This is a genomic window from Brevibacillus sp. AG162, assembly GCF_006715575.1.
In the GTDB taxonomy this organism is placed as follows: domain Bacteria; phylum Bacillota; class Bacilli; order Brevibacillales; family Brevibacillaceae; genus Brevibacillus; species Brevibacillus brevis.
The window spans coordinates 171,855-185,201 of record NZ_VFNO01000010.1; the positions used below are offsets into that span (position 1 = coordinate 171,855).

The window sequence follows — 13,347 nt, forward strand, 5'->3', positions numbered from 1 at the left end:
TGCATCACTTTCAAAAAATGGCATATTGATGTATGGTAACATATATGCATTGTGAAACTATACTTCACAAAGGAGAGTGTGCTTTGTGCCTGAAACCTGTGTTCCAACTGGCGTGGAGCTGAAAGACACTGGCTTTGGATATACGTTGTCTTTAATAGGCGGTAAATATAAAATGATCATTTTGTATTGGCTAGCTGAAAATAAGGTGATGCGGCATAATGAGCTGAAGCGAAGTATCGGTACCATTTCCTTTAAAACGCTGAGCTTAATGTTAAAAGAGCTAGAAGCAGACGACTTGATCATCCGCAAGGAATATCCACAAGTCCCTCCAAAAGTGGAATATTCTTTATCAGAACGTGGTCTTTCTCTCATTCCCTTGTTAAATATGATGTGCGACTGGGGAGAGAAAAACAGCTTGCCCCCTCTGGCGGCTGTAAAGCAGCAGGCATAACGATTGTTTTTAACAGGAAAAGAAGTATCTCCTAAACGAGGAAATACTTCTTTTTTCATGTAGCTCCTTACAGGCTATCAACGAATTTCAAATAATCTTGCGCGCTCTTATCTAATAGGCTACCAGTCGGCTCAAGTTCTTGACCAGGTACATTTTCCCCTGACTCAGTCTCCGTACCATAATACGCAAAGAATGAACGATAATCCGCGTGGCAGTAGCGGAAGGTTGTTTCAAAAGGGGTCAATATTTGCTCAAGTGTATACCGATATCTCCCCTTTTCCTGATAATCCTCTTCCCTAATTCCGGCAGAAACCGCTAATGCAGCTTTTCGATTCTTTAATTTATCGCCTCCCTTTGAACCGTATGCCCACCCATATGCGAAAACGTCGTCAAGCCATTTTTTCAGGAGCGGCGGACAATTAAACCAGTAAACCGGGAACTGCATTACTAGATTCCCATGCGATTCAACCAACTGCTGTTCTTTTTCCACATCAATGTTTCCATCTGGGTATGCCTTATGCAATTCGTGTACGGTATACTTTTCTGGATATTTTTTGAGTTCTTCTACCCAACGCTTATTGATGACGGATGTTTCGATGCTTGGATGAGTGACGATTACAAGAGTTTTCAAAGTAGGTCCTCCTTGAAGGTTTGTTGTGTTATGAGTATAAAATGCTTGCTGCAAATTTGTAAGTATGCACATTTTGTTCAGTTACTTACATAAAGGTGAGTGTAAAGAACAGAAAAAAGCCTCCCCTCGACCTAAAGATTCTAGGTTTGTATCGTAGGGAGGCCCCTTTGAATATGTTTTATTTGAGCTGCTTTTCCATATACAACGTGCCTTCAATCGGATTGAAACGATAGGGCTCAATTGGATAGAATTCCAACGAGCGGTAAAGCTGAATCGCTTGTTGCATCGTAGGAAGCGTATCTAATCGGATGAATGAATAGCCTCGAATTTTCGCTTCGTCCAAGATCGCCAAGGCTAATTTTTTCCCTACTCCTCTTCCCTTCCATTGAGGCTTCACGTACAATCTCTTCATTTCGCAAACTTGTTCATCTATTTTTCGTAAGGCAACACATCCTGCTGGCTGCTCGCTATCTAACGCCAGCAAAATACAGCCGTCAGGGGGTGCGTATTCGCCAGGTATATTTTGCAATTCGGTTGCAATGTTTTGAAAGCTCAAATCAACTCCTAATGACTCTACATACTCCAAGAAAAGTTCACGTGCTTGATCGTATTCAAATTCCTCCGTTGCATGAATCAAACGCAGCAATCAAAAAACACCTCCTACATCCCGTTATCCACACTGTAAACTTGAAACTCATACAACTTCCTGACACGAATATCTGGATGGAGAAGACGTCTTTTTTGGGGCAGTCGGCAGATGTAGTAGATAGTTGTACATGGTCGGAACACTTGCGAAAGATGTGGATTTACCCTTAAGTCTCTTCTATCTTAATTTAGGTGAAGAACTTCAAAGCACCTCTACGGATAAGTCTCGTCTACCCGTGAATAAAGGTGAATACCAATCATCCTTCTCAAAATACAGTATAGATTGATTACTTTGACATAAGATACCAAAGCACAACTGCAACAATAAGTAAGATAATAAAAAGTCTAATTACTTTTTTATTATTTAACCCAAACATTTTTTTTGCACTATTAAACTCATAAAATGTCCAAAGAACTATTATTAAAGTAATAAATATTGATTGAAGCATATTATAACCTCCTTAGAGGTACCTTATGTTCTATTGTGCCAATATATGAGAAGAGGACTTCATTTATAATCTACTTCTATGTTATTAATAATGTTTGATCCCAGATTGGATTTACTAAAGAATTTAATGTGAGTAAAGATAGCGCAATTCCTGACGCACCCTCTAAGTATCCTGGTTTATTAACTCCTTTATATCCCTCAATAGTAGGTTCTAAATCTTGGAAAAGAAAAGGGAAACTGTAATTATATGACTGAATTAAATGATTAATTAATTTCACTTTATATTCTTGGAAATTTCTTAATCCGGTTGACTCCGCCATTCTTACTGTTACTTGTAGAAGGCCAGATATACCATGACAAACAGTTGGTGAGGGTATATTTAACTCTTCAAAAGGACGTTTAAAAATAGATTCAAACCCGTTTATTCCAGTTTTGCAGAAATCTTGATTTTCTAATGCTTCCCCAGCCAAAAATAGAGATCTACAAACACCAGGGGCTCCATAGCACCATGCATCTTTTGTTGTCTTAGAATATTCAGTTATACCATGAACCTCCTCCTTAAAACTAATTTTGAATGGCCAATAGATTCCATATTCATCTTCTCTCTTTTTTTCTATTAACCAATTAGCAATTGTACGAATCGCTTCTCTTTGCCCCTCTACTTCAATACCCCATTTTAGAGCAATCGAAAGTAATGATAGCGGGCCTGGGATACCGTGTGATAATCCGCAGTTAAAATATCCGTTAGGATACAATTTTCGTTCTTTTTCACTATGTAAAGATTCGTTATCAATATACCAGCCTGGAACAATATATTCTTTTACTTTTATTTGTTGAGTTAAATCCACTAAATAAGTCAGTAATATTCTTAGCGTTTTAATAAATTCCACATTCTTGTTATCTGTCAATAAATATCGTCCAATTCCACTCAATCCGGAAATGACATCATAAGCGGCCTCAAATGTATTTTTTCTTTTTTTCAATTCATTCATAAATTTTAAGATTTGATTTACGAGTATAGTATCCAATACGGAAAGTAATTTTTGATAACGTTTCCGTTCGTGAGATGCATTAAAAATAGAGTAATTGATTCCTGCTAAACCACTGTATAAGGATATGTTCCCAACACCATGTATATCGATTTGACTCTTAAGTGCTGAAATATAATCAAAAACAACATGGTCCCAACCTCTATTTGGCTCTTGGCGATCTAATTCTGCAAAAAGCAAAACTATGCCGGGATACCCTGTAGAAAGTGAAGTCAGTTTTGAAGGCACCTTATAAGTGCTAGTAAAAAATGTAGATATCTTTCCAACATCACTTAATCGTCCTGCGATTTCGTGACAGATAGATAGCGTTTCTTGTTGTATTTTAAATCCATCCAAGCTTTCAAATGAGTTGTTTATTGAATTTATCATTTTATTTATTCCCCTTTCATTTCAATTAGTTACACTCCGTATCTCGTTTTTTCCATTTGCTAATCGTTGTCAATGAAAGGCAAAGCTTGAATATTACGCAATTTCACATTTTTGAAGAACAATAAAATTATGTGCCTGACGAACAGAAGAGAATCGATTAGAAATCAAAATGCCTACTTTGTCAATCGTTAAATTCTGAAACGGTTTAAAAACCCCCTATATAATTGAGTCGCTTCTCTAAAAAACTCCTAATTGACTATCCAACTGTAAAAATCATCATTTTTACAATTTTTCCATATCCTATAATTCGCCCGACTTTTTCTCCTATAAGTTGGAATTAAACCCATTAAGATAGTTAAAGTCATTGTGTATTATGTTTTTCTTGATTGATTACGGTTTCATGTACCTTCAAGAACATTTTGCTTCTTCCAATATTTTTGACTTCGATGGATATGCTTGACAAAAGCTACAGCCTTTTTTTCTAGTTCTGAGTCAGTCCCCATAAGTCTATTACAATGCATATGAATAATACTTCTAAGTATTTTGTCTTGAACATTTGCCATTAATTCTTCGTCGCTTGTTATCATTTCTGCAATTCGACGATGCGATTCTGTTCTCTCTGTAAAAGCTTTAACAATTAAATTGCCATTAGGGTATTCTTGTAGATCAATCCAATCATTTGTGGGATTTGCTAAACGAATAAGTATATCTCTAAATTGACGAAACTCATCCATATACAAGTATTTATCATCTTCTGGATTCAAAAATTGGTACCTTGCCGTAAAATCCAAACCAAGTTTTTTTAGCAAGTCTACTAGGCTTATTGAAGCCATTACATGTAGTGGTAAGTCTATCATCTTATATCGATGAAGCGTTATTAATTGGGCTGTAGTGCAGCTATCTGCCGCAAAAACTTCCTCCGCCATTGAAATTATTGATGGTCCTCCATAACGCTCAATTTCTCGTTCGTATGTATCAAATACGATTCTGTTGATTTTACCTTCTTTAACTAACAATTCTGTCCATTTATGAATAGCTGGTATTAAATGCCTAATTAACTGATCCGGTTCACCATGAAAACGTATGCGAATATGATCTTTTGGATCAGAGTAACGAACAAAGAACCACTTCTTTGCCATATTCCTATGAACTGCTTCAGTACAAAATTTATATATCTCATCTGAAATTAATTCTTCTTCTCTAGTTTGAGCTCCATATAGTTTCAAAAATAGCCATTCACTCCCTGGTAAGTAAAATCTATTCTGATTATCTGGTATACGAATTTGAGTAAATGTCTTTTCTTTCGCTTTTCCAAGATCCTTTTTCTTAATTAACGGAACAACTAATTCTGTTATGTGATGACCATCCTTTCCTTTTATCCATCTATCTTCAAAGGAACCAACCATTTCTTCAATTTCAACTTTGCTAAGTCTGTTTAGTTCTATCCTTAATTGTTCTAGATGAATTGGATTGGTTAGATCAAGTAGCAATCGTTGATCCTTGTCAATCATAAATACATACCGTGGTACTGACCATTCTTCCTTCCATTTTCTGAAATCACTAGCCCATAATGCTTTCTCTTTACTATTTAATTTAGAAAACTGTGTTTCAATAATCCATCTGGCTGAAGAGAGTATTGTATTTCCATATCGCACTCTTGGTAAATAAGGTGAGGTATTTAATCCCCCCCACTCAAATGGTTGCCAGCTAATTTGCCCTACAACTGATATGTCACGTAAAAATCTATACAATGTGGGGGTTCCTGTTGTGTTCATCATATGACTTGATGTAAACACTACCTCTTTATCTAATTTTCGAGATTTAATATAAAGTCTCTCAAATGTAGCAACAACGAATAAATCTTCAAAAAAAATAACGGATTCTTCATCCTCAAATGGATTTGTACCCATTGTTATTTCGTAATCTCTTAGTTTTGGGACCAACATAACGTTTGCTGTATTACCATAAGGAGGTAAGTAAGAGGCTTCAACAACGACTACATCAGGATCACTTTGTTGTTGATGCATAAACAGATTTCTAAAATCATCTTTAACTTTATGATTCAAAATATCTAGAAATCGTCCAAATGAGCGCCCAATTTCTTGCGAGCCAGAGTATCTGTTTAACACAATTAAAAAGTTCCCTTTATCAATTTCTTCATTAGAGTTTGCGAGAACTTCAGCATACATTTCTAGTGAAGAGGATACATTGGTATAGTTAAGGTTTCCACCAGTTAATTGAGTAAGCATTTCATCTGTAATTTCAATTTCTCTTTCTTTATTTTTTATAGCTCTTAAAACTGCTTCAATTAATATGGTATGTATTTGATATTTTCTGTTACTATTTTGTTTATATTGATCACTATAAGGCGATCCTAATCCTATCTCCTCACTTAAAACTTCTAATATTGGAACCTCAACATTAATACCGTATTTATCTATAAAACTCATATGGAATTTCTCGAGATATTCTGTTCCACGTTTAAAGTGTGATAATTTCAATAGACACTCAGCTGCTCTAGCAATTTCTTCTGCGACTCTCCGGTTTATTTGTTTATTTTTTGCATTTAATTCAACATCTACTTGAATAGTTGGTTCAATTGATTTCAGGTTTTTCATGATTTTTTTTAACTTTATATTTATATTCAACCCCTCTCCTAAAGGAACATTGTTATATAAATCTATCAATCTCTTTATTTCTCTTAACTGATTTATCTCAGTATCAATTCCCTTTACTCTGTCTAAACACTCAATTACATAATTTAGAGGAGATGTAGTATTCATTGGTGGACGTAATTCACTGATTAAAAGCTCTTTCTCTAATAATTGAATGACAAGATTTTGCACTTTTTCCTTGCTGACTTGTGGATATGAATCTTGTAACTCAGCAATTAATTCTGAAACCAGTATTGGATTTTTTGCCTTATTTATTGCGTCATCAACTGCTTGAGTTGCACGAATTGAAATACTGTCAGTTCGATTTTTATCATTTTTATTTTTTTGTCCATAATGACTAAAAGATGTTAGTGTATATCTTCCTCCTACACGGAATACAGCATGATTTCTACGCACTCTAAGCTGATTAACCACACTAACTCGTTTCTCAATACTACTTATTACAGAAAATAACCACCCCATATCGGGCCTAACTCGTTTTACAGGTAATGTATCTAAAGTACAATTTGTATGTTCTCCAAATTCTCCGACGTCTACCCCCGAAAACATTCCAAATGGAGTAGATCTACTCGTCAATCTTAATAAATATCGAAAATAGCTCATCATTATTTGCTTCTTCTTTTTCTCCTGGGAGATGTTCTCCAGTGCTAGAAGAGAAGAATAAAGGGATGGGCTCGCTGTTGAAATTGCTTCTAAGATCAAACTATCATTTTTTGACTCATATAACTTTCCGTTATCTTGAATAAAGTACTCATTAAATTCATTAAAACTTTTTAAGGAAAGGAGTGGGGCACGTAGCATAAAGAAGTCTAATGGTTCATAAATATTACTCAATCGATAATCTTTTTCTTTATTTTCAATATTATCCATCATCTATTATCAGCCTTCCTTAAAAATGTATAAGGAACATCAATAAATTGATATTCCTTATAACTGAATCACTTGTATATAATTATCGAAATTACAAATTACATTTCGAATTTAATAATACTAGGTCTCACAGATATGGCATGTATTACCACTGAAAGTAGGGCAATCTCCAGTGCTACACGCTATTCTGGATGTGCACCAAAAGGTAGCCAAGTTTGGTTGATTACTAGTAACCTCAAATTCTTGGATATCTAAATCAAATAAATCATGAGTTCTGTCCATTTGGATTTTCCTCCTTTAATTTTATATAACCATACAAAAGACGATAGTTTGTTATTATTCCCCCCTTGTATATTTTGTCTTGCCTTTTTTGAATTAAGGTAAATGAATTTTATCATCTTCCAGACTTTTCCTTAGATTCAAAATAAGGCCCCATTTGAAACGTTACCCGAGTTGACTCCTCTAAGTACGATCTATGTAACGGCTCAAATTATATGGTTATACAGGACAGTTAAAATCCTGTTACCACCAACTTTTCGATATATAAATTACAATCCAGTATTATAATATTACTAATTTTTACATAAAATACATTCTTAATAAAGAATACCATTTTTGGTTAATTAATTCAATTTTTTTCTTTTATTTGGACTATTTTTTAATTTTTCTCTTGTTATTTTTGCTAGATATTAGTGAAAATTTGTTTATTTACTTATGGATTTAATCCTCTTTTGTCAAATACTCTAATTACAAAAAATAAGTTTGCTGTCATCAAGGAATTAAAAAGGATTTGACATTCTTCTTAATTTCACCAGCCATTATCTCTAGAAGTAAATATTACAAATTGATGAGAATTATCACAAACACTTGCATAAGACTGGTTTGAAAAAAGAGCGCTCATTGAGCGCTCTTTTTTTATGTGCGCAACGAGCGACGCAAGATTTTCCCCGTGCTGTTTTTGGGGAGCTCCGCTACGAATTCGACGTGACGAGGAACCTTATATTTCGCCAGCTTGTCACGACAAAATGCCATGATATCCTCTTGGGAAACCGCTATTTCCTTCAATGCCACAAATGCCTTGACTGCTTCGCCATGTACTTCGTCAGGAATCCCGATCACAGCCGCCTCAATAATCGCAGGATGCTGGTAAAGCACTTCTTCTACCTCACGCGGATACACATTATAGCCGTCAACGAGAATCATATCTTTTTTGCGGTCAACGATGTACACATATCCTTCTTCATCCATCCGAGCCATGTCTCCCGTATACAGCCAACCATCTCGGAGCGCCACGGCCGTATCCTCTGGCAACCCGAGATACCCTATCATGACATTGGGCCCTTGTACCACCAGCTCGCCCACTTCTCCACGTGCGACTTCGTTTCCTTCGGGATCAACGACCTTGTTCTTCACAAGCGGGATATCGACGCCAACCGATCCTGGCTTTCTGGTCCCGTGCAATGGATTAAATGTGGTAGCTGGAGCTGCCTCTGACAACCCGTAGCCCTCCAGTACCTTGGCTTCGTATTTCGCTTCGAACTTGTGCAGGAGCTCCACGGGCATGGATGCACCTCCCGAGCAGTATATCCGGATGGAGGAGAAATCTTCTTTTGTCGCAGTCGGCAGCTGTAGCAGATAGTTGTACATGGTCGGAACACCTGCGAAACATGTGGCTTTTTGCTCACGAATCGTTTGGAGGACGTCTGCCGGATGAAATTTTGGCACGATAATAATGGCCGCTCCCGTGCGAATCGGGCCATTCATGCACACCGTCATGCAGAAAACGTGAAACATCGGAAGTACCGCGACCATGCGATCTTCTGGCACCAGCTCGAACAACATCCCCATCGCTTCCGCATTCGAAGCCATATTTCGGTGGGAAAGCATTGCCCCTTTTGGCTGGCCAGTCGTACCTGATGTGTACAGGATTACTGCGAGGTCCTCTTCGTTTCGTTCCGGCTCCGCGTACCCTGCCTCTGACTCTTGCCCTTCTTGTACGAGCTGATCGATCGTTATTTCATTTTCAATCGATTCCGTGTAGATGAGAAGCTGCAAATCTTCTATTTGGTCCTTCATCGGGGTTAGTACCGGCTGCAACGCGGATAAGGCAATGGCTGCCTTTGCTTTGCTGTTCGATAAAATGAAGCTAATTTCGCGCGCCGTATAGATGGGGTTCATCGGAACAACAACAGCACCTACGCGGAGAATCGCATAGTAAGCGTTTACAAAATGTGGCCGATTATCCATGAGCAGGGCGACAGCATCCCCTTTTCCAATCCCGTGCCGGGCAAGTCCTGCTGCGAGATGTTCGACCTGCTGATTGAATTGTGCATACGTCGTTGTTTCTCCCATAAAGATGAAGGCTGGGCGATCCGGAAACTGTTTCGCGCTCTGCATGAGGCTTTCATTCAAATGATACATCGCACATCTACCCCCTTTTCAGAAAATTTTAACATCTAGAACCAAGCCTATAAAGTATTACTTTTAGGAAACTTGGGAGATTGGCGGCGCTGATTGACTGACATGTTCATTGCGCTTCACAAAGAGCAGGAAAAGCACGCCGCAAATGATAAAGAGCAACCCGTTGACGATCATGGCATTGCCAAAACCTGTGCCAATATCTCCGGCTGACTGAACGATAGAGCCCGTTACCAGCGGCGAGATGATCCCTGCCAATGTAACCAGACTGGACAACACGCCTACCAAAAGTCCTGTGCGTTCCGGCAACAAACTGCTGACAATGACAGAGGCAGCTGTACCAACAGAAAAAGCAAATCCTTTTCCTAGGCACAGGAGAATCAAGACAAGTACCGTAGATTGAACAAGGCTAACACCGTAAAAGCACAGTCCCCCTAAAATAATCGAAACACCGCCAACCAGAACGTATGATTTGCGATAGCTGCGGTGCTTTTTAAAGAAACGATCACCCATCGAGGAAATCAGTATGGTCATCAGTCCAGCCAAAAGACCCGTACCGGCAATCGCATAGGCCATTTCCTGATTCGTAAATTGGAAGACCTTGACGAGATAGACAGGTTCCCATACGGTTGCGAAGGTCGTCCCCCATATTTGTGCGAAATAGATTAAAAAACAGAATAGAAACGTGGATGAGAGCAAGACACCGGATATATCCGACCATTTCGCTTTAGGCAAGCTAGGAGCTTCGACTTTTGCAGGAGCTACGCTGACAATTGGTTTCTCTTTTCCAATCCACAGCCAGAGCAAGAGCCATATCAGACTGAGTGCGCCCATAAACGCCCAGGAAAATCGCCATCCAAAGCTATCAATTAGCGCCACGATCACCGGTGCGGAAGCAACCGCACCGACGAAAGCACCGAAGTTCACGGTTGAATAAACCAGTCCACGCTTTTCTTCGGGAAACCATTTGTTCAAATGGCTGACAACCGTTGCCCAAAATGGCCCTTCGCCTATGCCAAGCAATACCCGCGCTACGACAAGCATCGGCAAACCCGCGATCGCATAAGCGCCGAATTGGATGACTGTCCAGGACAGTGCCATGATCGCCAGCATTTTTTTCGTCCCGATGCGATCCGACAATGCCGCGCCTACAATCCCGGCAATGGAGAAAAACCAGAAAAAGCTGCTACCGACAAGTCCCCATTCTTTCTCGTTCAACGAAAATTCAGCCATAATCGGAACAGCAGAATATCCCGCAATTGTTTTGTCCGCATAATTGATCATGTATAACACAAACAACATAACCATTGTGATTCTGGCCATCATATGAATCACTCCATTTGTCTAGGAAGTAGACTGCCGCTGTTCCCCCGCTATTTTGAAAGCCTCACGCGCCCAATTCCATCCATGATCTCAATCACTGTGCCATATGGTTCACTCAAAGTCTTGAGCCCTTCCAGGATTGAGGTATCCCCGCTTAATTTCGGCCACCCCATACGATGTACAGGCAGATCAAAGCCTAATTCAATCGGATGCAGCTCCAGTTCGAGCAGCTCACCATCTTGCATTTTCCACAAGGGAATAACCGACTCCCACACCTCTTTGTGCACACAGAGTCCGCGTGTGTAGTTGGCACTCATCGCTTCCAACGCATCTGCCACATTATGGGTGTGGTCTAGGCCATAGTGCTCGTAGAAATCAGCGGGCTGACTCGTAACGGCTTCTGTCTGAAAAATAAAATCTCCCAAGCTGTAAAAGATCGGCCGATTGTTGTAGATTTCAATGCCTCGCAATAAATGGGGGCCGTGTCCTACCACTGCGTGAGCGCCTGCATCGATGCAAGCTTTTGCAAAAACAGGCAAGAAATCAGCTGCAACCTCTTTCGCTTCCCCCTTCATCTCATGAGCGTGAATACTCACGATGACGTAATCAGCCCGCCTGTTTGCCTGCTCAATCGTTTTGACGATTCGGTTCAGATCGCGCGGATGCGGCTGGGTAGTCGTTCCTTCTTCGTCGCTTACCATGAAACGTGCATTTCCGAAGAGAAAGATCTCCTTGCCCGGATCGTTCATGAAGCCTTCCTCGATCAAAAGCTTGTTGAAGGCGTTAATGTCCGTCGACTCCGCAATGGCTTGCAAATCAGCGAGCTTTTCTTCCGAAATGTGGTGTGTCATCACATAGCGCATCGGATTGATCCCTGGTCTGCCGATACTATCCGAACGCTGATCACCGGCCGCCCACCATGGATGAAAAGTCGACGTCGCCGCGATCAAGGCTACCCTGGCCCCTTCGCACTCAAGATAACGCGGAGCTCCCGCTTCTGCGAGATTTTTGCCTGCGCCAGCATGGACGAAGCCATACTCATTGAGAAATCGTTCGGTTGCTTCTAGTCCCCCATACAAATAATCGAGCGTATGATTATTCGCCCAGCCAATCATGTTAAAGCCGTAATCCTTCATGACCTGCAAAACAGAAGGAGGTGACATCGCCCATGTGCCTCCGCTTTGCGCGCTGGGATAGCCCTCGTTATCGTGCACGGTTGTCTCCAGATTGGCAATGCGTACGTCCGCACGGTGTAGCAAGCTGGATACTTCTTGAAAAGCTTGATCCCTGTATGGCAGATTGCGTGTAATGAAGCTGTCGCCAGTCGCTGTGAACCAAATCGGCTTGGTCATTGGCAGGATTCCCCTTTCCCTTTTCTCATTTTTTCTGCTTTCAAAAGATCGAGAAGTCTTCCTCTTCCTCTCCGACAAACGAGTATAGCTTCGAGCTGATTTCATCATAGTGCTGCAATCGTTTCTGGACATTTTCCGCGTCGTGGAGCATGACGCCTTTGATCAAGACATTCAGCATGGAGAATAATGTGGGCATACCGCTAGTGGCAACGGGTTGGGGTGTGGTGATTTTCAGAAGATGATCTGCGACTTGGCTGATAGGCGAGAACTCGCCTTCCGTAATCGCCAATACCTTCGCTCCCAGCTCTTTTGCTGAATGGACCATTGCGACCGTCTCGCTAGGATGACGAGGAAATGAAATCGCAATGACCAGCCATTCTTGATCTCGTTCGGTGAGTAAGTAATCTGCGTTATCAACTGCTCCCGTATACAGATGTGTGTTTCCTTTGATTGCATTCAACGCCGAGAACAACCATTTTGCAGGAATATGGCACCAGCGAAATCCTACCACTACGATTCGGTTTGCCTGGATAATGCTTTTGACCACTTCTTGGAGCAACGTGTAATCAATTTGCTGCAAACCTTGTTGGAGATGCGCAATATCACTCTCCATCACTTGATGTGCGTAATTGCTCTGATCGAGCGTGACCTCGGTGTCTCGATATTTCTGCATCGGCCCCTTCCTTTGGTCTCCTATCAAAAGAGACTTTTTGATTTCTTCCTGAAGCTCTGTATATCCGGAGTAACCCAATGCATAACAAAAGCGAATGACGGTCGCTTCACTGGTATTCGTAAACTCCGCGATTTTTTTGGCGGTATGGATCGCAAGTAAGCTTGGCTTTTCAATTGCGATCTTACAGATGATTTTTTGGCTAGCTGTCAGCTTTCCATACTGCTTCCGAATCCGTTCTTTTACGAGTTGTGCCATACTTGAAGCTCCTTTATCATTCGGATTTGTTTTAATTTTAAGAATAGTATATCGTTTGAAATGAACTACTTCAACACTTCTTGAAAAATGTAGCTTATACTTCATTTTGTTGTATGGCAGCCTGAAAAAAGGGACCTCCACCGTTGGAAGTCCCCCTTCTTTTTATTGTTCCATGCTGAGACATTCGG

General features: G+C 40.2%; 9 protein-coding genes. 1 reads left to right on the top strand and 8 read right to left on the bottom strand.

Annotation, left to right across the window (positions count from 1 at the left end; all coding sequences use genetic code 11):
* Nucleotides 1–85 precede the first annotated feature (85 nt).
* Nucleotides 86–451, top strand: coding sequence for a winged helix-turn-helix transcriptional regulator (locus FB479_RS24785; protein ID WP_142067053.1), 366 nt, complete (start codon nucleotides 86–88; stop codon nucleotides 449–451).
* A gap of 67 nt (nucleotides 452–518) precedes the next feature.
* Here the strand turns inward: FB479_RS24785 and FB479_RS24790 are convergent, their stop codons facing one another.
* The 8 genes from FB479_RS24790 to FB479_RS24825 form a co-directional block, all read right to left on the bottom strand.
* Nucleotides 519–1,082 (bottom strand): NAD(P)H-dependent oxidoreductase, encoded by a 564-nt coding sequence (locus FB479_RS24790; RefSeq protein ID WP_142067054.1) that lies wholly within the window; start codon nucleotides 1,080–1,082, stop codon nucleotides 519–521.
* Between the two features lie 178 nt (nucleotides 1,083–1,260).
* Nucleotides 1,261–1,728 carry a GNAT family N-acetyltransferase gene (locus tag FB479_RS24795; protein WP_142067055.1) on the bottom strand — a complete coding sequence of 156 codons (468 nt, stop codon included), beginning with the start codon at nucleotides 1,726–1,728 and terminating at the stop codon, nucleotides 1,261–1,263.
* A gap of 524 nt (nucleotides 1,729–2,252) precedes the next feature.
* Nucleotides 2,253–3,593, bottom strand: coding sequence for a lanthionine synthetase C family protein (locus tag FB479_RS24800; protein ID WP_142067056.1), 1,341 nt, complete (start codon nucleotides 3,591–3,593; stop codon nucleotides 2,253–2,255).
* 398 nt (nucleotides 3,594–3,991) lie between these two features.
* The gene (locus FB479_RS24805; RefSeq protein ID WP_142067057.1) at nucleotides 3,992–7,141 is read right to left on the bottom strand and encodes a lantibiotic dehydratase; all 3,150 of its coding nucleotides are present in this window, start codon (nucleotides 7,139–7,141) and stop codon (nucleotides 3,992–3,994) included.
* A 912-nt stretch (nucleotides 7,142–8,053) separates the two neighbouring features.
* Nucleotides 8,054–9,559, bottom strand: a complete 1,506-nt coding sequence (locus FB479_RS24810; protein ID WP_142067058.1) for a fatty acid--CoA ligase family protein — start codon at nucleotides 9,557–9,559, stop codon at nucleotides 8,054–8,056.
* Nucleotides 9,560–9,622: 63 nt separating this feature from the next.
* Nucleotides 9,623–10,882 carry an MFS transporter gene (locus FB479_RS24815; protein ID WP_142067059.1) on the bottom strand — a complete coding sequence of 420 codons (1,260 nt, stop codon included), beginning with the start codon at nucleotides 10,880–10,882 and terminating at the stop codon, nucleotides 9,623–9,625.
* Between the two features lie 47 nt (nucleotides 10,883–10,929).
* Nucleotides 10,930–12,231: a CapA family protein gene (locus FB479_RS24820; RefSeq protein ID WP_142067060.1), complete on the bottom strand. Its 1,302-nt coding sequence runs from the start codon at nucleotides 12,229–12,231 to the stop codon at nucleotides 10,930–10,932.
* A gap of 40 nt (nucleotides 12,232–12,271) precedes the next feature.
* Nucleotides 12,272–13,159, bottom strand: a complete 888-nt coding sequence (locus tag FB479_RS24825) for a MurR/RpiR family transcriptional regulator (protein ID WP_106655459.1) — start codon at nucleotides 13,157–13,159, stop codon at nucleotides 12,272–12,274.
* Nucleotides 13,160–13,347 lie beyond the last annotated feature (188 nt).

Bases quoted from the DNA above. Each gene is read 5' to 3' on its own strand.
- FB479_RS24800 (WP_142067056.1), bottom strand. From the start codon at position 3,593: ATGATAAATTCAATAAACAACTCATTTGAAAGCTTGGATGGATTTAAA.
- FB479_RS24805 (WP_142067057.1), bottom strand. From the start codon at position 7,141: ATGATGGATAATATTGAAAATAAAGAAAAAGATTATCGATTGAGTAAT.
- FB479_RS24810 (WP_142067058.1), bottom strand. From the start codon at position 9,559: ATGTATCATTTGAATGAAAGCCTCATGCAGAGCGCGAAACAGTTTCCG.
- FB479_RS24815 (WP_142067059.1), bottom strand. From the start codon at position 10,882: ATGATGGCCAGAATCACAATGGTTATGTTGTTTGTGTTATACATGATC.
- FB479_RS24820 (WP_142067060.1), bottom strand. From the start codon at position 12,231: ATGACCAAGCCGATTTGGTTCACAGCGACTGGCGACAGCTTCATTACA.
- FB479_RS24825 (WP_106655459.1), bottom strand. From the start codon at position 13,159: ATGGCACAACTCGTAAAAGAACGGATTCGGAAGCAGTATGGAAAGCTG.